23 protein-coding genes and 1 pseudogene are annotated in these 26,277 nt (G+C 58.0%); 3 read left to right on the top strand and 21 right to left on the bottom strand.

Annotated elements, in window-relative coordinates; genetic code table 11:
- The first annotated feature begins 45 nt into the window (after positions 1 to 45).
- Positions 46 to 852, top strand: a complete 807-nt coding sequence (gene iolB, locus ACMGE0_RS27010; RefSeq protein ID WP_436818976.1) for a 5-deoxy-glucuronate isomerase — start codon at positions 46 to 48, stop codon at positions 850 to 852.
- Positions 853 to 882: 30 nt separating this feature from the next.
- Positions 883 to 1,272, top strand: coding sequence for a tautomerase family protein (locus ACMGE0_RS27005; RefSeq protein ID WP_436818975.1), 390 nt, complete (start codon positions 883 to 885; stop codon positions 1,270 to 1,272).
- A 737-nt stretch (positions 1,273 to 2,009) separates the two neighbouring features.
- Here the strand turns inward: ACMGE0_RS27005 and ACMGE0_RS27000 are convergent.
- From ACMGE0_RS27000 to ACMGE0_RS26960, 9 genes and pseudogenes are all read right to left on the bottom strand, one after another.
- Positions 2,010 to 2,102 (bottom strand): annotated as a pseudogene (locus ACMGE0_RS27000) (transposase); the annotation flags it as partial.
- A 45-nt stretch (positions 2,103 to 2,147) separates the two neighbouring features.
- Complete coding sequence (locus ACMGE0_RS26995) at positions 2,148 to 2,786, bottom strand: RraA family protein (RefSeq protein WP_436818974.1); 639 nt, start codon at positions 2,784 to 2,786, stop codon at positions 2,148 to 2,150.
- Positions 2,783 to 3,397 (bottom strand): glutathione S-transferase N-terminal domain-containing protein, encoded by a 615-nt coding sequence (locus ACMGE0_RS26990; protein WP_436818973.1) that lies wholly within the window; start codon positions 3,395 to 3,397, stop codon positions 2,783 to 2,785. Before ACMGE0_RS26990 ends, ACMGE0_RS26995 begins: the two co-directional genes overlap by 4 nt.
- A gap of 14 nt (positions 3,398 to 3,411) precedes the next feature.
- Positions 3,412 to 4,287, bottom strand: a complete 876-nt coding sequence (locus ACMGE0_RS26985) for an SMP-30/gluconolactonase/LRE family protein (protein ID WP_436818972.1) — start codon at positions 4,285 to 4,287, stop codon at positions 3,412 to 3,414.
- 90 nt (positions 4,288 to 4,377) lie between these two features.
- Entirely contained in the window at positions 4,378 to 5,865 is a 1,488-nt protein-coding gene (locus ACMGE0_RS26980) for an NAD-dependent succinate-semialdehyde dehydrogenase (RefSeq protein WP_436818971.1), read from the bottom strand.
- Positions 5,866 to 5,937: 72 nt separating this feature from the next.
- Entirely contained in the window at positions 5,938 to 7,443 is a 1,506-nt protein-coding gene (locus ACMGE0_RS26975) for a tripartite tricarboxylate transporter permease (RefSeq protein WP_436818970.1), read from the bottom strand.
- Between the two features lie 4 nt (positions 7,444 to 7,447).
- A complete protein-coding gene (locus ACMGE0_RS26970) occupies positions 7,448 to 7,897 on the bottom strand; it encodes a tripartite tricarboxylate transporter TctB family protein (RefSeq protein WP_436818969.1) in 450 nt (149 codons plus the stop codon).
- 46 nt (positions 7,898 to 7,943) lie between these two features.
- Positions 7,944 to 9,362: an MmgE/PrpD family protein gene (locus ACMGE0_RS26965; protein WP_436818968.1), complete on the bottom strand. Its 1,419-nt coding sequence runs from the start codon at positions 9,360 to 9,362 to the stop codon at positions 7,944 to 7,946.
- 60 nt (positions 9,363 to 9,422) lie between these two features.
- A complete protein-coding gene (locus ACMGE0_RS26960; RefSeq protein WP_436818967.1) occupies positions 9,423 to 10,298 on the bottom strand; it encodes a tripartite tricarboxylate transporter substrate binding protein in 876 nt (291 codons plus the stop codon).
- Between the two features lie 249 nt (positions 10,299 to 10,547).
- Here ACMGE0_RS26960 and ACMGE0_RS26955 point away from each other — a divergent pair, with 249 nt between their 5' ends.
- The gene (locus ACMGE0_RS26955) at positions 10,548 to 11,390 is read left to right on the top strand and encodes an IclR family transcriptional regulator (RefSeq protein ID WP_436818966.1); all 843 of its coding nucleotides are present in this window, start codon (positions 10,548 to 10,550) and stop codon (positions 11,388 to 11,390) included.
- Positions 11,391 to 11,760: 370 nt separating this feature from the next.
- On the opposite strand, the gene ACMGE0_RS26950 is transcribed toward ACMGE0_RS26955, so the two are convergent.
- The 12 genes from ACMGE0_RS26950 to ACMGE0_RS26895 all read right to left on the bottom strand — a co-directional run bounded on the left by ACMGE0_RS26950 (position 11,761) and on the right by ACMGE0_RS26895 (position 26,276).
- A complete protein-coding gene (locus ACMGE0_RS26950; RefSeq protein ID WP_436818965.1) occupies positions 11,761 to 12,693 on the bottom strand; it encodes a cucumopine synthase-related protein in 933 nt (310 codons plus the stop codon).
- Positions 12,694 to 12,739: 46 nt separating this feature from the next.
- The gene (locus ACMGE0_RS26945) at positions 12,740 to 14,728 is read right to left on the bottom strand and encodes a hydantoinase B/oxoprolinase family protein (RefSeq protein ID WP_436818964.1); all 1,989 of its coding nucleotides are present in this window, start codon (positions 14,726 to 14,728) and stop codon (positions 12,740 to 12,742) included.
- 5 nt (positions 14,729 to 14,733) lie between these two features.
- Positions 14,734 to 16,773 (bottom strand): hydantoinase/oxoprolinase family protein, encoded by a 2,040-nt coding sequence (locus tag ACMGE0_RS26940; RefSeq protein WP_436818963.1) that lies wholly within the window; start codon positions 16,771 to 16,773, stop codon positions 14,734 to 14,736.
- A gap of 40 nt (positions 16,774 to 16,813) precedes the next feature.
- Positions 16,814 to 17,704, bottom strand: coding sequence for an ABC transporter ATP-binding protein (locus tag ACMGE0_RS26935; protein ID WP_436818962.1), 891 nt, complete (start codon positions 17,702 to 17,704; stop codon positions 16,814 to 16,816).
- Positions 17,701 to 18,708 (bottom strand): ABC transporter ATP-binding protein, encoded by a 1,008-nt coding sequence (locus ACMGE0_RS26930; RefSeq protein WP_436818961.1) that lies wholly within the window; start codon positions 18,706 to 18,708, stop codon positions 17,701 to 17,703. The genes ACMGE0_RS26935 and ACMGE0_RS26930 overlap by 4 nt, the downstream gene beginning before the upstream one ends.
- Position 18,709: 1 nt before the next feature.
- The gene (locus tag ACMGE0_RS26925; RefSeq protein WP_436818960.1) at positions 18,710 to 19,546 is read right to left on the bottom strand and encodes an ABC transporter permease; all 837 of its coding nucleotides are present in this window, start codon (positions 19,544 to 19,546) and stop codon (positions 18,710 to 18,712) included.
- A 9-nt stretch (positions 19,547 to 19,555) separates the two neighbouring features.
- A complete protein-coding gene (locus tag ACMGE0_RS26920) occupies positions 19,556 to 20,476 on the bottom strand; it encodes an ABC transporter permease (RefSeq protein WP_436818959.1) in 921 nt (306 codons plus the stop codon).
- A 6-nt stretch (positions 20,477 to 20,482) separates the two neighbouring features.
- Entirely contained in the window at positions 20,483 to 22,003 is a 1,521-nt protein-coding gene (locus ACMGE0_RS26915) for an ABC transporter substrate-binding protein (RefSeq protein ID WP_436818958.1), read from the bottom strand.
- Positions 22,004 to 22,188: 185 nt separating this feature from the next.
- Complete coding sequence (locus tag ACMGE0_RS26910) at positions 22,189 to 23,067, bottom strand: TrmB family transcriptional regulator (RefSeq protein ID WP_436818957.1); 879 nt, start codon at positions 23,065 to 23,067, stop codon at positions 22,189 to 22,191.
- Positions 23,068 to 23,397: 330 nt separating this feature from the next.
- Positions 23,398 to 24,342 carry an ABC transporter ATP-binding protein gene (locus tag ACMGE0_RS26905; RefSeq protein WP_436818956.1) on the bottom strand — a complete coding sequence of 315 codons (945 nt, stop codon included), beginning with the start codon at positions 24,340 to 24,342 and terminating at the stop codon, positions 23,398 to 23,400.
- Entirely contained in the window at positions 24,339 to 25,349 is a 1,011-nt protein-coding gene (locus tag ACMGE0_RS26900; protein ID WP_436818955.1) for an ABC transporter ATP-binding protein, read from the bottom strand. Before ACMGE0_RS26900 ends, ACMGE0_RS26905 begins: the two co-directional genes overlap by 4 nt.
- A gap of 69 nt (positions 25,350 to 25,418) precedes the next feature.
- Positions 25,419 to 26,276 carry an ABC transporter permease gene (locus ACMGE0_RS26895; RefSeq protein ID WP_436818954.1) on the bottom strand — a complete coding sequence of 286 codons (858 nt, stop codon included), beginning with the start codon at positions 26,274 to 26,276 and terminating at the stop codon, positions 25,419 to 25,421.
- Position 26,277 lies beyond the last annotated feature (1 nt).

Genomic DNA, 26,277 nt, shown 5'->3' with positions numbered 1-26,277 from the left:
TCGGATGCAACATATCGAACTGAACTCGTCCAATGAGGAGCAGAGATGCCCAATTTACTTCACAAGCCTTTTGGCACACACGGCAAGGTCCATGAGATCACGCCGCAAACGGCGGGCTGGCGCTATGTCGGTTTTTCACTTTATCGTCTGCGCCGAGGGGAACGCATAAGCGAATCCACAGAAAGCAACGAAGCGATCCTCGTGATGGTTGAAGGTAAGGCATCGTTTATTGCGGCCGGCCGGGACTGGGGTACGCTCGGAGATCGAATGGATGTCTTCGAAAAGACCCCGCCGCATTGCCTTTACGTGCCGAATGGCTCGACCTGGGAAGCGACCGCTGAGACGGAATGCACGATAGCCGTCTGCTCGGCCCCTGGCGCGGGCGGCCATGAAGCGCGCCGCATCGGGCCGGAAGGAATTTCATTGGCCGAACGGGGCAAAGGGACGAACACGCGGTATATCAACAACATTGCGATGGAGAACGAGGATTACTGTGACGCTCTTCTGGTGACAGAGGTCTTCACCCCGGCAGGACACTGGTCTAGCTACCCGTCTCATCGGCACGACGAAGACGACTTCCCGCGCATCACATACCTTGAGGAAACCTATTATCATCGGCTCAATCCGGCCGACGGTTTTGGCATACAGCGCGTCTATACCGATGATGGCGAGCTTGATGAAACGATGGCCGTGAAGGATGGGGATGTTGTGGTGGTCCCCCGAGGTCACCATCCCTGTGGAGCTCCCTACGGCTTTGAGATGTACTACCTTAATGTCATGGCCGGACCACAACGCAAATGGCGCTTTGTCGCGGATCCCGCGGTCAGCTGGATCATGCAGCGGGACGCCTGAACGAACACGCGACAAGGACGGAAAATCCAGATGCCCCTTATGAAGTTTCATGTCTATGAAGGTCGCTCCGACGCGGAAATCAGTCTCCTCCTCGATACCGCACATGATTCAATGGTGCGCTCATTCGGAGTACCGGAACGCGACCGGTATCAGATACTCAGCGAGCATAGGGCATCACATCTGCGCGCTTTGGATACGGGACTCCAAATTGGTAGAACGCACAAGTTCGTCTTGGTCGAAGTTGTTTCGCGTCCGAGGGACCAAGCGCAGAAAATCGCCTTCTACGACATTCTCTGCAAAGATCTGAGATCTAAGTGCGGAATAGACGCTTCGGACGTAATGATCTCGTTTGTCGAGAATAGCGACGCTGACTGGTCATTCGGTCATGGCAAAGCGCAATTCTTAACCGGCGATCTTTGAACTTCCACCTCACCTCGGCGACCATTGGCCGGGATGCGGTCATTCAGTCCGGTTGAAGGTAGCCGGTCATGCCGAAACATTTGCTCATCCGGTTGAACAAGTCCTTTTCGTGCTCTTGTCGACGCTGCCGTTCGCTAAGTCGCGGGTGGTTCGTTGCAATCTAACTCTGGATCGGACGCCATGGCGAGAACTTTGCGGTCTCGACGTCCAGGATCATCGCACCGGCGGCTTCTGCCTGATAAGCAACCTTGGCGTTGGCGAGACGTCGTGGACGATGTTCTGGGCCCGCAGATCTATCTACTGACGTACGGGCGACAGCCGCACGTCGCCGGTCACCCCTGCTGCTCGCACGCAGAGACCTGCTGATCGACATAACGCTTTAGCCAACCCCTCGTTATCGATGTTGAGGTAACCGAGGATATGAGCGGCCGTCGCGTCGCCTGGATAGAACCACGCTTCCGAACGAAAGCCGATCCGGGGAATGCTAGCTTCGTGATGTCGGCTTACTGTCTCGGTGTGAGCTGACGCCGAAGCCACTGGAACCCGTGTGAGAAATGAACTTTCTATTGGTCGTCGCCGTCCAGGCCAGGGATGACGGTGGCAGTCGTTCGACGGTCTCGTCAGCGTCAACGATGCGCCATGGCCCGCCATAGAGTGACGATTTTGAGATCGGTCGCGTATGGTTGCAAGGTTTCCGTGCTCCCCAACCGGCGGCTTTGCCCCACGACGTGCGAGCCCAGGGTTGATGTCGCGCCACCGACGAGCACGGTGCGCAACTGCTTGCTGTCATGCTTCGATATTTTGCCGAGGCGCTCCTTGCCACCGCTGGAGGCAAGGCTTTGGGCCGGACGATTTGCCGCCATTTCCGACACGATTTATGGTGCCACTGGAGGCTCGATCAGCCGTTGAGACAGTTCTTTGTCTCTTGCCTGTTCAAAAGCAAGGATCTCGCGGGCCTTGGCCAGAACTTGAACTTCATGCTCCTTAGAAACAGCAACGAGCCCATCGACGTTGATCGCGATCAGATCACCGGGAGCAATACGTACACCGGCAATGTCCAGAACTTCGCCGATCGCCGCCGTGTGCAGTCGGCCTTTGCTCCTCACGGGGGCTGTACCGCGGCAAAGGACTGGCATGTCCCATCCCTCCAAAGCCTCGGCATCGCGTGTTGCCCCATGCAGAACAACGCCACGCAGGCCATTGATCATGGCGCGAAGGGTATGTCCCTCGCCCCAGGTGACGATCTCCGTATTGCCGCCGACATCGATGACAAGAATGTCTCCGGGGCTGGCAAGGCTCAACGCCGCCTCCCCGTGTCGGATCGTCGTTTCGCCGCCGGGTTCGGAAACGATCTGGCGCAGGGTGAAGGCCCGGCCGAAAGCGGTGCCTCCTTTTCCACCGAGAAGACGGTAGCCTCCACCTGCGTTGCAGGCCAGGCCAAGCTCGTCCATGGCGTCGCTGATCTGCCCGACACCCAGACCCTCAGCGACCAGACTATCGAGCAGCGCACTCATTTCGGCAGCTTCGGCGCGGTCTGCGCGACGACCGGATTTTCCGAAACCTTGGCGAACCAAGCGGCAAGTCCCGGACGGCCTTCTCGCCAGGTGACACCAGCAAGACGAACGTCAAGCCAGCCAAGTGCGCAGATGAGTGCCACTTCCCCGATGGTGAAGGCGTCGGTCTCGAGCGAACCGGCTTCCACTTCCGCAGCATTGAGGGCATTGTTGACCTTCAGTGTCTGAACGTCGCGCCAGCCGGGCCACTGCTTGTCTTCCGGACGAAGACCTTCGATGCGCACCAACTGACCGGCATCGAGGATGCCGTCGCCCTGAGCGTTCCGGCGCAAAGCCGTCCACTTAGCCGCGCCGGTCGGGAAGAAGCTGGGCACGCCATCGAGCGCATCGAGATATTCCGCAACAACCGTTGATCCGTAAAGAACCGTGCCGTCATCCAGCGTCAGTGCCGGGATCTTGCCGAGCGGATTAACGGCAATGGCGAGATCGAGCGGCTGGAGCGGATTGACTGGTGCCGGAACAAGCTCGAGCTTGTCAGCCACGCCTTTGGTATGCGCGACAATCATGACTTTGCGAACGAAGGGCGAGATCCCGCCATAAAGAAGTTTCATATCGGTTTTTCCTTTCAGCCTCTGAACCTTGGCTCCGGCAGGCCCTTCACATTGACGTCTACGCGGAACAGGCCACCGGCATCCGGCTGGGCTGCCTTCAGTTCGTCGGTCAAGCCCTGCCAGGCAGTAGTGACATAGAGGACATCGCGGTTTGGCCCGGAAAATCCGGCGCAGGTTACGTTGCTGACCGGCATTTCGATCACCCGGTCCACGGAGCCGTTGGGAGCGTAACGGACGATCCGCTTGCCGGCGAATTCGCAATTCCAAATGAATCCCTCGGCATCAACCATCGAACCATCGGGGCGGCCGGGATTGGCGGTCAGATCTGCAAAGACGCGACGATTGGAGATGACGCCATCATCGATGTCGAAATCGAAGGCCCACATCATCCGCTTCGGCGTATCGGCGAAATACATGGTCTTGTCGTCGGGGCTGAAGCAGACGCCGTTCGGCGTATTGATCCCGTCGAAGAATTTTGTCGCGCTCAGATCTGTGCCGATGCGATAGAAACTACCGTCATCCTGACGAACTTTGTCGTTCATGCTGCCGACCCAAAAACGGCCATTGCGATCGCAGCGACCATCGTTGAGGCGGTTGTCGGGCAGGTCTTCTTCGGGATGGAACAGCTTGATGCGTTCGCTGACACCCGGATCGAAGGAATAGATGCCATCATCCTGGGCGAGGATCATCCCGCCGGATTCGCGGATCGCATAGCTGCCGAGCGCCCGTCCGCCTGTGAGGTAGACCTTGTGTTCTCCCGTCGTGGGATCGAAAGACTGTATGCGCGGACGACGCACATCCATCCACCATAATAGATTGGTGCGATCGCACCAGACCGGCACCTCGCCGACCTGGTCACCGGACTTCACCACGCACTCGATCTGCGTCATTTTCTTTTTCTCCTCATTGCCTTTCGGCTTGCTGTTTTTGCCGCCCGAAAGCGACGACGATCAGTTCCTAGCATCCTGCGAGCTGTTGTTTCAGACCTCCTGCCCACCAAGGCAGACGTATTTGATTTCAAGGTAGTCATCGGCCCCGTACCGGGAGCCTTCGCGTCCGAGCCCGGATTGCTTGACGCCGCCAAAGGGCGCGACTTCCGTCGAGATGAGGCCGGTATTGACGCCGACGATGCCGACCTCGAGTGCCTCTGCCACCCTGAAGATGCGGGCCATGTCTCGTGCATAAAAATAACCCGACAGGCCAAATTCCGTGTCGTTGGCGAGCGCAATTACCTCTTCCACTGTCTCGAAACGGAAGACCGGCGCCAGCGGGCCGAAAGTCTCTTCGCGCGATACAGCCATCGTTGCCGTTGCACCACGGATGACGGTCGGTTCGACGAACAGCGGACCCAAATCTGAAACTCCGCCGCCAACGACGATCTCGCCACCCTTGTCGAGTGCATCCGCAATGTGTTCGCGAACCTTGGCAACACTCGCCGCGTTGATCAGCGGACCGATCGTCACCCCGGCATCAAGACCATTGCCGACCTTGAGTTCGCTTACCTTAGCGCTGAATTTCTCGACAAAGGTCTCGTAGATCGCCGACTGGACGTAGATCCGGTTGGCGCAGACGCAGGTCTGGCCAGCGTTACGGTATTTTGCAGCCATCGCACCGTCTACGGCGGCGTCGATATCGGCATCGTCGAACACAATGAATGGCGCATTGCCGCCGAGCTCCAGGCCGAGCTTCTTGATCTGGTCTGCGCCCTGGCGCATCAGGATCCGACCCACTTCGGTCGAGCCGGTAAAGGTGATTTTCGCAACGTCAGGATTGGACGTCATCTCCTTGCCGAACTCCGAACTGCTTCTTGCGGTTATGACGGAGAAGAGACCTTGCGGAATACCCGCGCGATCGGCCAGAACCGCCAGTGCGAGCATGGAAAGCGGCGTCTCGGCTGCGGGCTTCGCGACCATCGCGCAACCGACGGCCAATGCCGGCGCCACCTTGCGGGCAATCATCGCGTTCGGAAAATTCCAGGGGGTGATAGCTCCGACCAAGCCGACAGGTTGCTTCATCACCAGAATTCGAAGATTTTCCGCATGGCTCGGGATGATATCCCCGTAGATCCGTTTGGCTTCCTCGGCAAACCACTCAAGATAGGATGCGCCGTAAAGAATCTCGCCGCGCGCCTCGGCCAATGGCTTACCCTGCTCACAGGTAAGGATCAGGGCAAGATCGTCGGCATTGTCGATCCAAAGCTGATGCCAGCGCTTCAGAACCACGGAGCGGTCCTTGCCGGTTCGCTTTGCCCAGAGCTTCTGCGCCTGTTTCGCGTCGACCACGGCCTGACGAGCATCTTCTGCGGACAACGCCGGCAGGCTCGCCAGAACCTCTCCCGTTGCAGGGTTCACCACATCAAAACGTGTGCCGTCCGCTGCATTCTGGGCCCATTTCGAGCCGACCTTGGCGGCTTCCACAACCAGCGTCTTATCCTTCAATCGTGAGAGCAATGTTTCGTGAACGACCATCGTTGGGGTTCCTTCAGACACAAAATCCATTCATCGGCCGGACGCCAACGGCAACTAAAGCTCGGGCTCAGATCAGGCTTCTTCGGCAAACACCTCTTCGCGCTTTTTGCGGAACTGCGGCAGCACGACCGTCAGCAGCAGGCCAACCGCGATAAGCAGCATCGTCGCAGAGACCGGACGGGTGAAGAATGTCGTGGCATCCCCCTTGGCAAGGAGCATTGCACGCTTGAGGTTCGACTCCAGCATCGGCCCGAGAATGAAGCCGAGAAGAAGCGGCGCCGGTTCACATTTCATCCGCATGAACAGGTAGCCGACGAGGCCAAAGACTGCAGCGGTCATGATCTCGAACGTCTGGCTCTGAATGCTGTAGAGGCCGATCACGCAGAACATCAGGATTGCGGGATAGAGGAAGCGGTAGGGAATGGAGATCAGCTTCACCCAGATACCGACAAGCGGCAGGTTCAGCAGGACCAGCATGACATTGCCGACGAACATCGACGTGATCAGACCCCAAAACAGCACCGGTTGCTGGGTGATGACCTGCGGACCAGGAGCGATGTTGTGGATCATCATTGCACCCATCATCAGCGCCATCGTGCCATTCGAGGGAATGCCGAGCGTCAGCATGGGGATGAACGAGGTCTGCGCCGCCGCGTTGTTGGCCGCCTCGGGACCTGCCACACCCTCGACCGCGCCATTGCCGAAGCGTTCCGGATGCCGCGACACCTTTTTTTCAAGCGTATAGGCCGAGAAGGACGCGAGCGCCGCGCCACCGCCGGGTAGGATGCCGAGAATGGAGCCAAGCAACGTGCCACGCGTGGCGGCAGGCAGTGCCTCGCGGAACTCCTGGCGCGACGGCCAAAGGCTGGAGATCTTGTGTATGAGTGGAGCATTGGTGGTTTTGTCACCAACATTGGCGATGATATCTGCGAAGGCGAACAAGCCCATGGCAACCGAGACAAACTCGATGCCAGTCGTCAGTTCCAGCGAACCGAACGTGAACCGGTAAGCACCACTGTTGTTGTCAATGCCGACGCTGCCCAGCACGAGGCCGACCAGAACCATGCCGATCGCCTTCATAAGCGAGCCGTGAGCAAGGATCACCGCGGCCACAAGGCCGACCACCATCAGCGAGAAATATTCTGCAGGTCCAAAGGACAGCGCTACTCCTGCCAACAAAGGGGAGAACCCGGCGACAAAGAACGTGGAGACAGTACCGGCAAACACGGACGCCAAGGCAGCGATGGCGAGTGCAGCGCCGGCCCGACCGGCATTTGCCATCTTGTGGCCGTCGATTGCCGTGACGACCGAAGAAGCTTCCCCTGGCAAATTGACGAGGATAGCGGTAGTCGATCCACCGTACTGTGCGCCGTAGTAGATGCCCGAGAGCATGATCAGGGCCGCGACAGGATCGAGCGAATAGGTGAGCGGCAAAAGCATGGAAATGGTCGCCAGAGGTCCGAGCCCCGGCAGTACGCCGATGGCAGTTCCGACAACGACACCAATGAAACAGTAGAGAAGGTTTGCCGGTTGCAGCGAGGTTCCAAAGCCGATCATCAGGTTTGAAAAGAGGTCCATGACGTCAGCTCCAGAACAGAGGGATGCGCATGTCGAGACCGACGATGAAGATCAACCATGCTATCAGGGTCAGTCCGATCGCCGACAGGATTACGGAGGTCGCCCGATTGTTTCGCCCGGCCAACGCGGAAACCAGTACCAGAACGGGGATCGACACAAACAATCCGGCCGTCAGCAGGAGCAGTCCCGAAGCGAGGATCGCAGCGGTGATGACAAGAGCGGAGCGCCATTCGAATGGTTCTGCCTGCTCCTGTGCGGAACGGACTGCATGAAAGGTAACGACGAGCCCGACGACCACCAGCAGCGAGCCAAGGCCCAGAGGGAAGAACCCCGGCCCCATCTGGGACAGCCTGCCGAGCGGATAACCGAGCGACTGCCAAGCAACGAATGCTCCGAACAACGTGAAGAAGATCCCCGATTGGCCGTCGGGTGTCCTATAGAATTTCTCTCTCATCGCTTCCTCCCGAAGCGCCGCTTTGTCCAGCGGCTGGAAATCTTTCTTATTCGGCCGCGACAGAGTTGCCGTTTGTCGAAGGCACGAGCGTGCGCAGCAGTGCAGCCACATCCGGAACGGTTTCGAGCGCCTTCAACGCATCAAAGGCCTGTTGGGCAACGCCGGCATCGACCCCGCAGCTTGCAGCGCAGTCGAGGAATTTGTCGTTCAAATCAGACCAGGTCAGCGGGCGCTTGGGGTGACCGGGCGAGATGTCGACGCGCCGGTTGATTGTCCGACCATCAGAAAGCGTGGCCTCGACAACAACGAACCCACGAGTGCCGGCGCTCTTGTTGTGATAATTGGGGTCCTCCGCACCGCAGGCCTCGTCCTCAATCACCTCAATCTTGTCGTAGAGCGCCCAGATTTCCGGACGCATCACTGCCGGGTCCTCAAAGGACGCGATGGTCAGGCGGCGATCGAGCATCGCGACGGCGAGCCCGTAAGGCATGCTGAACTTGCCTTCGAGACCGGTCTTCGGACGGTTGAAACGCAGCGGCAGAAGCGCTCCCGGCACCACGCGGCAGACAAGCTTGTCGAGTTGACCGAGCAGAGGGCCAACTTCCTTTTCGATCTCCGCAACACCGTCGATCGCCCGATGGGTGGCGTAGCAGGTGGGAAACTTCTTCAACGCAATGCCAGGAGAGACGATCGTCCATGGTTGACCAAGGAGCGGAAGAACCTTGCTGGCGTCGCTTTCTTCAGTGCCATATGCAGACAGGTATCCACCCTTGTCTTCAATTGCTGACAGGGATGCGGTGAAACCGGAGCGCACGAGATCAACCGCAATGACCGCCGATTGCGCCGCCCAGCCCGAATGGAACGGCTTGGTCATCGTGCCGAAATTGGCCTGGATGCCCGAAGCAGTCGACGCCGCGAGGCTGAGCGCCATCTGCGTCTGTTCGACGGTCAAATCGAACCGGCGGGCGAGTGCCCCGACCGCGCAGAACAGCGCGATCGTACCTGTCGTGTGATAGCCACGCTGGTAGTGCCGGATCCCGACGCCCTGCGACAGCTTGGCGCCTGCCTCGAGTCCGACGATATAGGCGTCAATGAAATCCTTGCCGGAGATAGGCGTGTCATAGGACTGAGCGATCAGGGCGGGCATGATGACGGCGGCCGGATGGCCCGGCATCATGGACAGCACGTCGTCGAAATCGAGAGCAGCGCCAAAGGTTCCGCCCACGAGCGCTGCGACAGGCGCCGACGCGTGCTCATTGGTCCCGATCAGCGGCACCGACCCCTGCCCCATGCGGGACACGTAGTCCAGCATGGGCGGCGCGACATCGCTGCCGGCGCCCGACATGATGACGGCGACCGTATCGAGGATCACCCGCTTGGCGAGCTCGGCCGCATCCGGCCCGGCATCCGACGTATCGGCATTCTTGATGAACTCGGCAAGGCCGAGCGACAGGGTGACGCTCATGCGTTCGCTCCTTGAGGTGCCGACGCGCGGCTTTGTTCAACTATTTTTCGAGAGTCGATCTTATTGGGTGATCTTAGCGTTCTTAATCACGGTGCCCCACTTCTCGGCATCGGCGTTTACCATGGCCTTGAAGTCGGAAGGGGTGCTGCCGACGATCACGGTCGCTGAATTTGCCCACTTATCGATCAGCGCCTGGTCCTTCAGCGCGACGTTGATTTCGGCACTCAGCTTGTCGATGATCGGCTTGGGCGTGCCTGCAGGTGCGAAGATGCCCCACCACAGACGGACATCGATGCCAGGAAAGCTTTCAGCCAGTGTGGGAGTGTCAGGAAGAACTGCATCACGCTTGGTATCGGTGACCGCAAGCGCCGTGCTCTTGCCGTCCTTCACGTAAGGCAGCATGTTGACCACATTGGAAAAGCCGAGATCAACCTGACCGGAGATCAGGTCAAGGCTGGCTTGAGCGATACCGTCATACGGCACGTGTACGAGCTTGATGCCCGCCGCAGCCTGGAACAGTTCGGCGGCGAGATGCGCAGCACTTCCCTGACCGACGGATGCGTAGGTGATTGAGCCAGGCTCGGCCTTTGCCTTGGCAACGAGATCCGTAATGGTCTTGAGGCCCGTCTTCGGATGGGCGGTGATCAGCATCGGCGTGAAGCCAAGTTGAGTAACCGGCTCAAAAGCCTTCAACGTGTCGAAAGGAAGATCGGGGCGAAGTGCCCGGTTCATCGCATGAGTCGCGACGCTGCCAACGAGGATCGTATAGCCATCCGGCTTTGCGGCCGCGACAAACTGGGTGGCGACAACGCCGTTTGCGCCCGGCTTGTTCTCGACCAAAACCGGCTTGCCCCATTTCTTCGACAGATGCTCGCCGATCGAGCGGGCCAACAGATCCGGTGGGCCGGCCGGCGGAAACGGTACGACGATCGTCACGGGACGATCGGGATAGATGTCTGCCGTCTGGGCATAAGCCGCAAGCGGTGCAAAAGAGCAGGCTGCGGCAAACGCAATGCCGGCCATGAATGTTCTGCGGGTGGTCATATGAATTCTCCTCCTTGGCATCGATTTCCCATGTCGATTTAGCGTTTGTGCCACTATTTGGGAAAAACATCAAGTACGGAATATTGCGATATTGCGACTTTTCTGTATTGTGACCGCAGCATGCACGTCGGGATTGAGTCTATGGAAAAAACGAGTATCGACCGCGCCTTCGCGATTTTGGACCTGCTCGATGAAGACACACCAACGATTTCGCCTGAAGAGATCAGCGCCAGGCTGGATCTGACGCGATCGACGACCTATCGTTATCTGCGCGTTCTGTGTAACGGCGGATTGCTGGTTCAACTAAGCCGCGGCAGCTACTCGCTTGGGCCACGCATCGTCGAGTTGGAGCGCAAGATTCAGATTAGCGACCCAATGACGTCCGTCGGCAACAAGGTCATGCCGGAGTGGGCTAAGCGGGTGCCGGACAGCGTGATGATCTTGTGTGGTCTATGGGGCGACCGAGTCCTGTGCCTTCGCCAGGAGAACAGTAGCCCCTCGGAAACTGCTCCACTTCGTTTGATGCGCGCCAGAGGCCTTCCTTTTTCCCTGTTCAAGGGGGCAGCATCTTTGGCAATCCTTGCCAATCTTCCTCCTACGCGGATCAAGTCACTCTATCTCCGCTTCGGAACCGAGGTTTCAGCGGCGGGCCTCGGAGATAGTTGGAGCGAGTTCAGGCGCCGCATGCAGGGCATCAAGAAGGCTGGCTATAGCATTACGATCGGGACATTCGAGTCAGGGCTCGCTGCGATCGCGGCCCCGATCTTCAACCAGGAAGGAGCGGTGATCGGCAGCCTGACGCGCATTCTCAAGCGAACCCACTCCGAAACAGATGAGCAATTGGCAACGGACATCCGGGAAGCCGCACAACAATTTTCTCGCGGGCTTCAAGCGGGAATGAAAAGTCGAGTAGAGGCTGAGAGCTCCACAAATCCTGGGTATGGAGACGCGGAATTGTTAGGCAGCTTGACGGAACATGTTTGATTCGGCGTTCCGGGTTACCTACGCTTCAGTTCACGCTTTAGGCTGTGAAGTCGACTCGCGAACAACAAGCTCGAAATCAAGTTTCGTGGACGGTAGTTTTCCCAGCCGAGGCATGGCTCAAGATATAACTTCCCGCTAATGGCGATGCCGCGGGGAAGTTGTGTCGGGACTGCGATGATGACACGTCCACCTTCTGCCGCTCGAGCAACGTTTGCAAGCAGGAACAACGCAAAGAGTGATGCCCACGGCTCATCCACGCGGATCGTCTTCACCCAAAGAGCCCGCGTATCCGACATAGAGAAAATATCTTCCAGATCGAAATTAATCGGGACCTCAACGGAGGAAGTTAACTACACATTAGTTTCCAAAACTAGATCCGCTCGACGGTCAACCAGATGGGTTCTTTGCTGCGATAGGATGACTCCCACACGGCAGCGCCGACGGCTGCGAGTTTTGGAACGTCCTCAGCCAGAACGGATCCAATCACCGGTGCGAAAATATCCTCTGTCGTTCTTCCATACTGGACGATAAACTTCTGTCCGGTACGGCCGTTGTATCTCAGTCTTCCGGGAGGAGCTAGGCGGATTTCCTCCTTGAACGGCGTTGGAGCGGTCGACACCAGTGGGGTGTAGGCCATCAGGGATTCGCCGGCGACCATGGCGTGGGTCTGCAGGCAGGTGAACGGCATAGCCGCCAAAAGTTCCTCGCAAAGCTCGGTATTGCCCGAAGTCGCCAGAAAAGCCCGGACTTCTATTCCAATCGGCTCCCATCGCAGGCGGATCAGTGTTTCGGTGGGTTGCAGTGTGTCCACCACGGGTGGAAGTTCGATCTGCTCACCATCCGGATAACGCATCGAATCGCCGATTTCCCAAGGAAACCAGTGGTAGGCCCAGCCATACAGAAGGTTTGAATAGCGAAGGAATTTCGTCAGGGCCTGATCGAATTGTTCCTGATCCAGCGTCGGCGCTACTGTGAGGAGGCCGTGACCCAACACCTTCAACTCCCCGAACCCGCTGTATCCGAGGTAGTTCAAGACCGTCGGAAACATTTCGGCGGCCATTGCACGCGAAGCCTCGACGTCGCGACGCTGCCGATGCAGGATCAGCATGGGATAGACGATATACATCGTAAAGTCCCGCAGCATGCCGTGGGCAATGTCCAGCGTCGTAAAATAGCTTCCTTTTCCACCGGGCCGCGCCTCCAGCTGGCCGGTGCGCAATTTTTTATGTTCATGCGGCTCTTCGCGCGCAACGCGCGCGGTCGCGGCGTCCAGATCGCTCAGAAGTGCTTCAAAGCTGGTCATGTCATATTCCTCGAATTTGTATGTTTTTCCGCAAGGCCGACGCCGATCACTCTGCTGCGACGCGATGCGGCGTGCCGTTCAGATAGTTCTCGGCATCATCGATGGACTGAAGCACGGCGGCTCGGGTAACCTGCTTGCCGGCAAGGGTCAGTTGCTCCCGAACGAACTCGATTGTCTTGTTGCGAACGGACTGAGGCATTGCCAGTATTGTCTGAGCGAGGAACGATCGGATTTCGGGAGTCCAGATCTCATTGTACTCGTCGCGTTCCGGGCCGTACGAAAATGCCTCGATTTCTTTCCTGCCAGCCATCGTCAGCCGCAAGGCATCGGTCGCATCGACGTCGACTTTGCCATCGGCAATTTCGACACCGTATGCGTTGCGTGCAACGGCTGGCGACAAAAGACCCATCCTCACATCGCTGAGAACGAGTTCGGGTGATCTATCCAGCGGGTTGCCGAAGCCGCCACCTGCTGGTGAGATGATCCGCACCACATCTCCGCGATCCATATGCAGGACGCGGATCTTGCCGATCGATTTCTCGTCGGCGCGGCCTGGATTGGTGATGACTTCGCCAAGCTTGCCCGCAAATCCACCGTTGAAACCCCAGGGTCGGAACTTGAACCTGTTCATCCCGCGAACCGTCATGGTCGCCTCGTGGCCGGTATTTTCGATCTCCATTACGAGGGCGGCCCCGCCACGCCACTGACCCGGCGACTGGGTATCCGCGAGTAGATGGCAGCGCCGCATATGCATGACGGTCTCGACCTCAAGAACTTCAGTCGGAATACTTTTAAGTGCGCCTGAACGCCCATCCACACCGTCAATGCCGTCCTTGCCATTGCGTCCCCCGCCGCCGCCGATAATCGGGTTAAGAACGCTGACACGTTGATGCCCAGTCTGGGGATCTCTTGCATTGGCGACGATAATGCCAACCATTCCGGCACCCGCCGCCATCACGCCATGCGGCAAAGCCTGGTTTAGGCAGCCCAGGATTACATCGAACACACGTGTGCCAGCGGCAACACGCGATCCCATTGCTGCAGGATATTCGGCGTTGATGACTGTGCCGCGCGGCGCCTTGGTCTTGATTGGTCGCAACAGACCGGCATTCTTCGGCGCGCTTGGCTCCATGCTCATGATGTAATAGGTCAGAGCTTGGGTCACATAAGGGTGGGTACGATCGCCGATGATGAAGTTATAGGCCGCCGCCACCTGAGGATCGGTGCCTGTGAAATCGATCTCTATCTCGTCCCCGTCCACGGTCATGGTCGCAGTGATATGCGCGTGCTGGTTCTCCTCAATCCCTTCCAGATAGTCGGAAAACGAATAGGTCCCATTTGGGATACCCGAGATCACCTGCCGCGCCTTGAGTTCGGCGAAAGCGATCACCTCGGTCATTCCCTCCTCGACCGCATCGGTGCCATAGCGGTCGCAAAGCTGGTTCAACCGCTTGTCCATGCTTTTCATAGCAGAAAGCATTGCCTGGAAATCTCCCCACATCTCGTTGGGAATACGGCTGTTGTCGAGGAAGATATTCTTGGCGTCGTGGTTGAGTTTGCCGCGTTTGAAAAGCTTGATCGGGCGTACGCGAAGACCTTCCTGGAAGGACTCCGTGAAGGTTGGAGAAATGCTGCCCGGAACCGCACCGCCGATATCGGAGGCATGGACGAAGGACCATCCGAACGCAATCAGCTTGTCTTCGCGGAAGACCGGGTAAATCAGCGTAACGTCCATCATGTGGGTGACGAGACCGTCTGTGAAGAACGGATCGTTGGTGATGTAGCAATCGCCCGGCTCGAAATTCTCGCGGCCGATGCGATCGAGCGTTTCCTGAAGCGGCAGGCCAATGAATACGGTTACGCCGGATTGGCTGGGATAGGCGAAAATATCACCTTCGGGCGTCGCAAGGGCGCACTGATAGTCCTGCACCAGCTTGACGAAAGTTGTGTGAGCGGTTCGATGCAGAACGGTGGAGGCTTCCTCGACAATGGCCGTGAAGCGGTTGTTCATGATGGCGGTACGAACGGGATCCATGAGATTTACTCGCGGGTAAGGATGAGATCGCCAAAGCCGTTGACGGTGGCGCAGAACATCGGAGGAATGAGAATGGTCGTATCGGTTTGCTCGATAATAGCCGGCCCGGGAATCGCTGTGTCGTGGGAAAGCGAAGAGCGATCATACACGGGAGCAGCATGCGACTTGCCACCGATCTGGATGGTACGACTTCCTTTGGCAGCCGCACCTGATGCGGAAGAAGTGACCTGCTCTATCCCCGGCGCCGCCAGCGATCCCGATATGCGAACGCGGATCTGCAGAATTTCGACCACGGCTTCACGATCGCAATGCGTGTAGAGGCGCTGGTGCTCGTCGTGAAAGGCGTCCGCCAGACGCAGAAGCGACCCATCGGAAAGGCTATGCTCGTCGAACTTCACCTGAAGCTGGAAGGACTGGCCGCGGTAACGCATTTCGGCAAAGTGATCGATTTCGATCGCGGCGACCTGATGGGCCTCGACCTGCTGTTGGAGCCATTGCCTTGCCTCGCCTTCCAGTTCGCCCAGCCGAAACGCAAGTTCGGCAGCGTCGATGTTCAATCCCTGCACTGTCATCGCGAGATCGTGGATCAGCTTGGCGACAAGGCCTCCCGATGCGCAAAAAACCGATGGTGTCGGTGGGATGAGGACCCGGCGTATACCCAGTTCGGCAGCGAGAAGTGGTCCATGCAGCGAGCCTGCTCCGCCATAAACGACAAGCGTTACATCTTCCGGATCCACTCCATGACGAGCAAGATAAGGCAGGACGCGCGCCACCATATTTGAGGTGGCGACCGTGAGTGCGGCCTCCGCGCAATCCACTTTTTCCTGATCCATCGTTGCGGCAAGCGCGGAAAACGCTTCCCCGGCTGCGGCAGTATCCAGCTTCATCTTGCCACCCAGAAAATAATCCGGGTCCAGGTAACCGCATAGAAGGTAGGCGTCCGACACGGTGGGCTCCGTGCCGCCATGTCCAAAGCAGGCAGGGCCTGGCCGTGCTCCGGCGGATCGGGGTCCAACCCGCAACACGCGGCCGTCGAGTGAGACGATCGATCCTCCGCCAGCGCCGACGGCCTCAATTTCAGTCACGGGCATGCTCAGCGGAAAATCACCCACTTCGGCGCTGCTTGAAATTGTCGCCTGGTTGTCGCGGATGAGCGCAACGTCGGTGCTTGTACCGCCCATGTCGAATGTCAGATATTGACCACCATTCAGCCGCTCGGAAACCGACAGAGCAGCAGCGACGCCTGATGCAGGGCCCGAAAGCAGCGTTTGAACCGGAAAGTTCTGCGCTTCACCCGCAGCCATCGCACCGCCATTCGAACGGGTAATGAAAAGCCTTGCCTCGGGCAACTTATCGGCAAGATAGCGTTCGATGTCGCCGATATAGGTCTTCATCTTCGGCTTCACATAGGCATTCAAAACGGCAACGATTGCTCGCTCATATTCGCCGATTTGGGGCCAGATCTCGCTGGAGATCGAGACTTCGAAATCACCGAGATCAGCCTGGATCGCTTCACGGGCCGCGATCTCATGAGCGGGATTGCGATAGGCATGATAGAAGGCGATGGCGATGCCCGTCGCACCGTTGTCACGCGCCTGGCGTGCGACGGCTTTCACCTCCTCGATGTCGAGCGGCGTGCGGACGGAGCCGTCCGACATCAGCCTCTCGTTCACTTCGAGTACCAGGTTCCGCGGCACCAGCGGCACGGTACGCTGATTGAAGAAATCGGTTGGCTGCTTGAGGCGCAGCCGCTGCAGATTGAGAATGTCCCGGAAGCCGGCCGTGGTCAGCAGGGCGATCGGAGGCGCAGATCTCTCGATAACGGTATTCGTGCTGACGGTGGTGCCGTGCACGACCGTGATATCCTCGTCGTCGTTGAAGCCTATCCTAGCCAACATCTGGTTGACGCCGTTTTGGAAACCTTCGGCGTAATTCGGTGGGGTCGATGGGACTTTAAGGGAAAGTGTCCGGCTTTCGCCGGCATTGGATCTCCAGGCGATGACATCCGTGAATGTACCGCCGATATCAATTCCAATCCTAAGCATTGGATAGTCCTTTACTGAAGCATGCGTCGTTCAGACGATTTCAAACAAGCAGGAAATGGCCGGGCGTTTTTTCCTCGAGGCGTTCGCCTGGAGGATGCTGGGCGGGATCGTAGAGCAGTCTTTGCCTGGTGCGCTCGGTGTCCGGATCGGGAACGGGAACGGCGGAAAGCAAGGCCTGCGTATAGGCGTGCAGGGGATTGTTGAACACGGATGCGGCGGGGCCGATCTCTACGATCCTGCCACGCAGCATGACTGCGACGCGGTCGCACAGATACCGGACCATGCTAAGGTCGTGGGCGATGAACAGGTAGGATAGCCCCATTCGCTGCTGCAGTTCCTTGAAGAGGTTGACGATCTGAGCCTGAATGGAGACATCAAGCGCCGTGATCGGCTCATCAGCCACGATGAACGACGGTTCGGAGGCGATTGCTCTGGCGATGCAGACGCGCTGCCTTTGCCCGCCGGAAAACTCGTGCGGAAACCGCTTCATCAGCGTTGGATCGAGCCCGACCGTTGAAAACAGTTCGGCGACCCGCTGCTCCCGTTCGAGCCTTCCCGACAAGCCATGAAGACGCAGGGGCTCGGCCACGAAATCCCCTGCCCGCATACGCGGGCTCAAGGCCGCGTAAGGATCCTGAAACACAACCTGCATGGACTTTCGCAGCGGTTTCATTTCGCTGCGTGTGGCGTTTGTAATATCCTGGCCATCGAACGAAAGCTTGCCGCCACTCAGCGTTTCAAGCCGCAGAACCATGCGCCCGAGCGTGCTTTTTCCTGAGCCGGATTCCCCCACGAGACCGACAATTTCGCCCCGACCGATATCGAGGGAAACATCGTTGACCACCGGTACGGGCCGGCTGTTCAGGATGCCGCCCGTATTGTAGATTTTCGTCACGTTCTCTATCCGGACGAGCGGTTGGGAAGTGATCATGTGCGCGTCCTTGTTTCTTCGATCCGCGCTTTCAGGTCGTACCAAGCCGATACCTGGTGACCATCGACATCGCCGACCGGACGCAGGACCGGGCGCTCCTCGAAGCATCGCGCAGTGGCGAACGGATTACGTTCCGCAAAGGGATCGCCCTTGGCCAGTTGAAACGGATTGGGCGGCTGGCCCGGTATCTGGTAAAGCGCCTCTTCCGCCAGTTGATCCGCCCGCGGCAGGGATTTCAGAAGGCTCCACGTATAGGCGTTGGCCGTATTGTAGAACACGGACCGCACCGGGCCTCTTTCCATGATCTGCCCTGCATACATGACCTGAACCGTCTCTGCGAAACCCGCGACCACGCCGATATCGTGGGTAATCCAAAGAACCGACATGCCGAAGCGATCCTTCAGCGAGCGAATGAGATCGATCACCTGCGCCTGGATGGTAACGTCGAGCGCGGTGGTCGCCTCATCGGCGATGAGAAGGCGCGGCCCGCAGGCCAACGCGATGGCGATCATGACGCGCTGGCGCATCCCGCCGGAGAATTGAAATGGAAAACTGCGCATCCGGCGTTCCGCGTCTGGAATGCCGACAAGCTCCAGCAATTCCTTTGCTTTGTTGCGTGCGGACGCCCAGTCGAGTCGCTTGTGCCGAACGAGCACTTCGCTGATTTGGCGACCGATCGTCAGCACCGGATTGAGCGACGTCATCGGATCCTGAAAGACTACGCCTATCTCGTTTCCACGGATATCGCGCTGCTCCTTTTCTTTCATCTTCAGGAGGTCGCGTCCTGCGAATAGTATCTCGCCACTTTCGACCACCAGACCCCGCGGCAAAAGTCCGAGCATCGCGAGAATATGCATGCTCTTGCCACTACCGCTTTCGCCGACGACACCCAGCGTTTCGTTCTCGAAGAGGTCGTAGCTGATATCGTTGACAGGGTAGCCGTACTCATTGCCACGCTGGATACGGATCTTGAGGTTACGGATCTGGAGAAGAGGTTCAGCCATCTCACGTCACCTTCGGATCGAGAAGGTCGCGCAGCCAGTCGCCGGTCAGGTTCACGGCAAGCGCAGTCAGGAAGATTGCAGCGCCGGGAAAGATCGCGATCCAGGGGGCTGTGGACATATAGGCACGACCTTCTGCGAGCATCCGTCCCCAGCTTGGGGACGGCGGTTGGACGCCGAGGCCGAGAAAACTCAGGGCAGCCTCGAGGATGACGACACGCGCGAGTTCGATGGTCGCGATCACCAGAGCGGCTGAAATTACGTTGGGCAAAATATGGGTAAAGATGATCCTGAGATCGCCGAGCCCAATCGCATGAGCAGACTGGATATATTCCCGCTCCCGCACGACAAGAACCTGGCCACGAACCACGCGGGCATATTGAACCCAACTGGTCAGCGCCAATACCAGCACGAGGTTTTGGAGACTGGGGCCGACCGTGCCGACCACGAGAAGTGCAAGCAGGCTGAGCGGAATTGAAAGCTGGATGTCGACGATCCGCATCAGGATCGCATCGACCCACCGCCCGTAATAACCCGCTATCAGGCCGATCACGATACCGATAATGCCGCCGAGAAACACCGCGGTTGCGCCGATCATCAGCGTGACCCGTGCACCATGGATGGTTCTCGAAAGGATATCGCGCCCGAGTTGGTCGGTACCAAAGAGGTGCAGCCCTTTCCCAGTGTCGAATGACGGCGGCAGCATTCGCGCCATCAAGTTATTGGTCGCTGGACTTGCCAAGCCAATATATGGGCCGATCAGCGCAGTCGTGATGAGAAGCACGATCAGCGATACGCCGGCGAGGCCTGCAATACTGCCAAATTTGGAGTGAGATCGCATGAGCTGAGCCTACTTTCCGAGCCGGATGCGCGGATCGAGAACGGTGTAAAGAAGATCGACCAGGAAGTTGATGCCGACAAAAATGGTGGCGATCAGAAAAACGCCGGCCTGGATCACCGGGAAGTCCTTGCTGTCTATCGCCTGAACAAGCAGGCGGCCGACGCCCGGCCAGGAGAAAACCGTTTCCGTGACTGCGGACCCGCCGAGAAGCTCCGCAGCCAGAAGTGCAAGCATGGTGATGACGGGGATCAAGGCATTGCGAGCCGCATGGACTGTAAAGATCGTTCTACTCGTCAACCCCTTCGCCTTTGCAGTCCGGATGTAGTCCTCCGAGAGAGTCTCGATCATGCTGGATCGGAACAGCCTCGTTATGTTGGCCGCAACAAAGATACCAAGCGCTGCGGTTGGCAGTACCAGCGATGCCGCCCCAACCCAGCCGCCCGTGGGAAACCACCCAAGCTCGACGGCAAAGAACATGATCAGCAATATTCCAAGCCAAAAGACCGGAGTGGCCTGCCCTACCAATGCCAGGCACATGATTGGAAACTCGAGGAACCTGCCGCGGGCAAGTGCTGCGCCAAATCCGGTGATTGCGCCCAGAATACTCCCGACCAGCAACGCGCTCCCGGTGAGGGTTATCGTTGCTGGCATTCGCTCCAGCACCACGTGCATTGCCGGGCGGAAATACTGGTACGACAACCCGAAATCGCCCACGATCGCATGACGCAGGAAATCCGCGTATTGAAAGAGCATGGGACGTTCCAGACCCAGGCTGTTTCGAAGTTCCTGGATCTGAGCATCCGGTGTTCCCAGCGGCATCAAAAGAACCGCCGGGTCACCCAGCATGCGCGTCACCACGAAGACGATCGTCACGATACCCCATACAGCGAGCAGCGACTGACCTATGCGAACAAGGAGGTATCGTGACATGTTGGTTTACTTGAGCATGACGTCGGATGCGCGAATCCAGTCGTCTCCACGGGCCTTCCACGTAACGCGCGGAGAGGTGGCATAGGTGAACGGCTGCGCCACCAGAAAGATGACGGGGGCCTCGTTACACATAACCTCCGTCGCCTTCCGGTAATGTGTCAGGCGCTGTTTTGGATCGGTAGTGCCTCGACCTGCTGCCAGAGCGGCATCGTATTCCGCATTGTTGAAGTAGGCGGTCGGGTTTTTCGATCCGTAAAGACCAAGCTGGCCATCGGCATCCAGGGTTGGCCAGGCCTGTCCCATCAGCGCCATTGGTCCCATTTCCCCACGGGAATAAGGCTGCACCCAAGAACTGAAGTCTGATTCACGAATGACCACGTTGAGGCCGACTTCCTGCAACTGGCCGGCCACGACCTGGCTGATCTCGCTTGCCATGAAATAGCGGCCCATCGGTACCTGCAGCTCGATCTGTGTGCCGGCGGCAAGCCCGGATTCTTTAATAAGCTGCTTGGCCTTCGTCGGATCGTAGGCATACGGCTTCAGATCGGAATTATACCCGAAATAAGCTGGCGTCATGATCTGACAGGCACTGATCGTGCCGAGCCCCCCGAGCAAACCATCGACGATGGCCTGCTTATCGATAGCATAGTTCATGGCCTGTCGCAGTTTGACGTTATTGGCGAACGGCGGCTTGTTGGTATTCATGCGAACGACCATCGATCGGCTGCTCGGAACCCATCCCGCGCCCGCCTTCCCACCTTTTTTCAGACGATCGACCTCTTCGAGAGGAATATCGAAAGCGAGATCGGCCTCGCCCGTAGAAACGGCAGCAACACGCGCTGATGGTTCGGGAATGACCTTGAAGACCACGTCACTGAAAGGCGATGCGACGCCCCTATAAGTCTCATTTTTCTCAAGCAGCAGTCGATCGCCGGCAACGAACTGCTTCAGCTTGAATTCACCGGTTCCGTAAACTTCGGTCGCCGGATTATGCCTCTCCATCCATTTGGGAGACAGGAAGAAGATCATCGAGAGCTGGTCGGGCAGTGTCGGATACGCACCTTTCGTGTGGATCTTGACGCGGGTCGGGCTGACAACCTCAACTTCGGAAACCGGGTCAAACCAAGCACGGTTGCGGGACTTTGTTTCAGGATTGCGAATGCGATCGATATTCCACTTGACGACGGCGGCATCGAGCGCCTCTCCGCCTGCGAACGTGACGCCAGCCTTGAGATCGAAAACCCAGGCACTATCGCCTTCCGGATACCACTTTTCGGCAAGCACGCCGACAAGCTTTGAATCTGCGTCACGGGCAACGAGTGACGAATAGAAGTGCGCGGCAATGCTGACGTCAGTGCCAACGACCTGCGCCTGTGTGGGGTCGAGAGTATTGACGGACGACGACAATGCGATCGTCAGAGTTTCCGCGTGAGCAGATAGCGCAGCACTGGATGCCAGGACGGTGCCGGCCGCGACAACGCACCGGCGGACTTGGTGGCCACTTAAGCCACAAGACATATTTATCATTCTCGTTCCCCTTTGCCTTTTCGACTTGGATGCAGCTGGTCGCTTACAAACACCAAAATTATTATTCAGCTTCTGAATAATAGCAAGTCCAAACAATAAGCAGCCGCTGCCTTTTTGGTGAGCAATCAAATCAACCGAATTTGGCTTGCGGAGTGTCGAGCAAAGAATAAGGATACGAGGCCGTATCAGTCGACATTCTGGACTGAGCGTCTCTTGACGCGGCTATCGACGAAACGGCGAATATCATCGTCAACGGAAAGCATGCCATAAGATTCGCGCAGCTTGAAAAGCGCCGGTCCGAAAGCATCTTCGATCTCGGCCTCGAATTTCGTCATGATCTCCGCAAGATAGAGTTCATGACGCAAAAATACGCCGGCAAGATAAACAAATGACCGGTTCTCGGAATAGGCGCCATTCAGCCCGGATGGTTCACGGACGACCGCCCGTTTGAAATCGACGGAAAGCAGAAAGAAGTCTGGCCCGATATTGGCACCATTCCCTTCATGCGGCCACAGACGCACCTTGCCGGTCTCGCGCAGTTTCGGCTTCTCGCCGTAATAGACGAAAAGAATTTCCACACCTCTTTTTGCTGCAGCCTGAAGAGCTTTGTGAATCCTGGATGGCAAGGGCGATGTTGCTTTTAGGAGAATTTGGGATTCGGCGTCTTCGATCGTCGCCATGATGCGTTTGTCGATAGCATCGGGAGTGGACAACATCTCGACATAGTCGTCATTTTCCTCTGACGTGAGGCTACTCATTTTTTCAGTGAGTTCTTCGCAGATACGCGTGGTCCTGTTCGCCATCGCCTCAAGGAATTGCCCCGGGTGAACGGCTATGTAGCGGGCGGGCTGTCCAGACACTTGCGTGGCAGCTCCCTTTTCCGTCAGGGACCGCATCACATTGTACGTGTTGGGAACCGCGAGCTTGGCTTGCTTCCCGAGCTCGTAGGCCGTCGCGGGCCCCACCTGAACCAAGGCTACATATATTCTGGCTTCATGCTCGGAAAACCCGATCAGCCCCAATTTCTCGATAATATCTGTAAAATCCGCCTTGCCTGCACTCATATCAAAATAGCCCTCTAAATCGAGGGGAACATACTAGAATATTGTTCAGCGATTAATTAACAAAAATTCCGGCAAGCGCTTGCTGGAGATTACTCCCAGTCGTCGTGGCCTTCACGCAGTTCCCAGCGGCCGCGAACGTGCTGTCTTCTGTGCTCTCTGATCATCACGGCAAGATGAACGATATCGCTCCCCACCTCTCCGCCACGACCCGGCGCGGCGCTCAAAGTCGATGACCGCGTCGAGGCGATCGGCCATTCGAGAGAGTTTTGCAGGAATCGTCGGGGCAGATTACAATGCGCGGGCTCGAAAGGGTTTTCATCGCCCGCATGGCTAAGCCAACACGAAATGCTGATCGCCCACCGGCCGCAAAACTGCGTCCGCAGGTGTCGGATGACCGGTCACGTCGAAAGCAAGCGGCTTGCGATTGCGCTCGATCTTCGGATCTGGCACCGGGATCGCAGACAGAAGGGCCTGCGTATAAGGATGCTGCGGATTATCGAAGATCGCCTCGCAAGGGCCGATTTCGACAATCCGGCCGCGCAACATGACGGCGACGCGATGGCAGAGGTAGCGGATCATCGACAGGTCATGAGCGATGAAGAGATAAGTCAGCCCGAGCTCGTCCTGAAGATCCTGGAAGAGATTGACGATCTGCGCCTGGATCGAGACATCCAAGGCAGTGATTGGTTCGTCGGCGACGATAAAAGCCGGATCTAGTGCGATCCCGCGAGCAATGCAAACGCGCTGGCGCTGCCCACCCGAAAATTCATGCGGGTAGCGCTTCATGAAAGACGGATCGAGCCCGACTTTGCGGAAAAGCCCCGCGACCTTGTCATTCCGCTCCGATCTGTTTTCTCCAAGGCCATGCACCACGAGTGGCTCGCCGACGAATTCGCCCACCGTCATCCGCGGATTCAGCGACGAATAGGGATCCTGGAAGATGATCTGCATGTCGCGCCGATGAGGCTTCAATAGCGACTTCGACAGGCCGGTAAGATTTTGTCCCTTGAAGATGATGTCGCCGCTGGTGGGCTCTTCGAGTTGCAGCAGAACGCGACCGGTTGTGCTCTTTCCAGAACCGGATTCTCCGACAAGACCAAGGGTTTCGCCCGGAAATATCTCGAAACTGACGTTGTCGACGGCTTTCAATGCCGGCGGGGCTCGACCGAGCAGACTGCGCCCTCCACCGAATGTCTTGCAGAGACGGTCCGCTGTCACGAGCGGCTTTGCTGGCGCCGCCATGTCCTTGTCCGCGACATCCTTGTCCAGGCTCATACCGTGACCTCCTGTCCCTTCAACTCCTTGCGGAGGTCGTACCAGACAGCAGCCGTGTGACCTTGTACGCTATCTTCCACCTGGGCGAGCGGGGGCGTTTCTTTCCGGCAGCGTTCCGTCGCAAACCTATTGCGTGGGGCAAACGGATCGCCAATAGGCTCATCAATCAGATTGGGGGGGGTGCCGGGTATCTGGTAAAGGCGCGTCGTGCCTCGTTTTCCGCCATGGGGCAGCGATTTCAGCAGTCCCCAGGTATAGGCGCTGCGCGGATCCTCGAAGACCGCGTCCACTGGTCCGCGTTCCATGATCCTCCCGCCATACATCACCTGGATCGTATCTGCGAGGCCTGCGACAACGCCCATATCGTGGGTGATCCAGATAACCGTCGTACCCATCTTCTTCTTCAGGTCCTTCACGAGATCGAGGATCTGCGCCTGTACCGTCACGTCAAGTGCGGTTGTCGCCTCATCGGCGATGAGCAGTTTCGGATTGCAGGAAATGCCGATCGCGATCATCACCCGTTGGCGCATGCCTCCGGAAAACTCGTGCGGGTACTGGCTTATGCGCGCACGGGCGTTGGGGATACCAACAAGATCGAGCAATTCCACGACACGCTCGCGTGCCTGGTTTTTCGACAAGTTGAAGTGCCGCCGCAGCGGTTCGGCGATCTGCCGTTCGACTGTCAGAACCGGGTTCAGAGAGGTCATCGGATCCTGGAAGACAAAGCCGATTTCTTTGCCACGCAGACTATAGAGGTCCCGCTCCGGCATCTTCAGCAGGTCACGGCCGTTAAAAAAGACCTCGCCGCTGACGATGCGACCGGGGGGACGAGCGATCAGCCCGACCATGGAGAGGGCATGAACGCTCTTGCCCGAGCCCGACTCACCCACGATACCAAGGGTCTCGCCTTCTTCTATCGTGTAGGAGACGTTGTTGACAGCATGCACGGTGCCAGCCGGCGTGTCGAAGGCGACAGTGAGGTTGCGGATATCGAGAAGCGGTGCCATGGCGTCAGACCTCCGAACAACCGTTAAGGGCATGAGCGGCCGACAAGGGCGGGCGTTGAGTAATTGCATTCATCGCACGGTCCTCAGTTTCGGGTCAAAATAGTCACGTAGCCAGTCGCCGAGGAGGTTCACGCTCAAGACGGTGAACAGAATGGCGAGCCCCGGGAAAGTGACAATCCACCACGCAGTGGTGATATAGACACGGCCGTCCGCCAGCATCCGACCCCAACTTGGGTTCGGCGGCTGCACACCCAGACCGAGGAAGGAGAGCGCGGCATCCATGATGATGATGCGCGCCAGTTCAAGCGTGGCGATGACCAGCACTGGCGTCATGACGTTCGGCAACAGGTGCTTGAGCATGATCCGCCAGGTACCGGCACCGATCGCGTGGGCGGAGAGGATGAACTCGCGTTCGCGCAAGGCAAGCACCTGACCGCGAATGATGCGGGCGTAACGCAGCCAACTCGTCAGAGCCAGAACGATGACGAGGTTCTGTGTCGATGGGCCGACGGCGGCCACCACCAGCAGCGCCAGCAGCATCAACGGCAGCGCAAGCTGGATGTCGACGACGCGCATGAGGACGCGATCGACCGTGCCGCGGAAATAGCCGGCGACGATCCCGAGAAGAGTTCCGACCACACCGCCCAAGATGACCGCGCCGGTCGCAATCAGCAGCGTCGTGTGGCTGCCGTATAGGATGCGGGACAAGATGTCGCGTCCTAGTTCATCCGTGCCGAGCGGGTGCGCGCCGGGTGACACGATGCCGGTCCAGGTCGGTGCGACCATGCGCGACGTCAGGCTCGAACGGGTGGGCGATGACAGCCCCAAATACGGCGCCAGAATTGCTCCAGCGATGAAGAGCAGGACGAGCACGAACCCGAATAATCCGGCGCGGCTTCTAAAAAGGGCGGAAAAGAAAGATCTCATG

Source organism: Neorhizobium descurainiae (assembly GCF_051400715.1).
Taxonomy (GTDB): domain Bacteria; phylum Pseudomonadota; class Alphaproteobacteria; order Rhizobiales; family Rhizobiaceae; genus Neorhizobium.
This window is presented reverse-complemented; position numbering and strand designations above follow the sequence as displayed.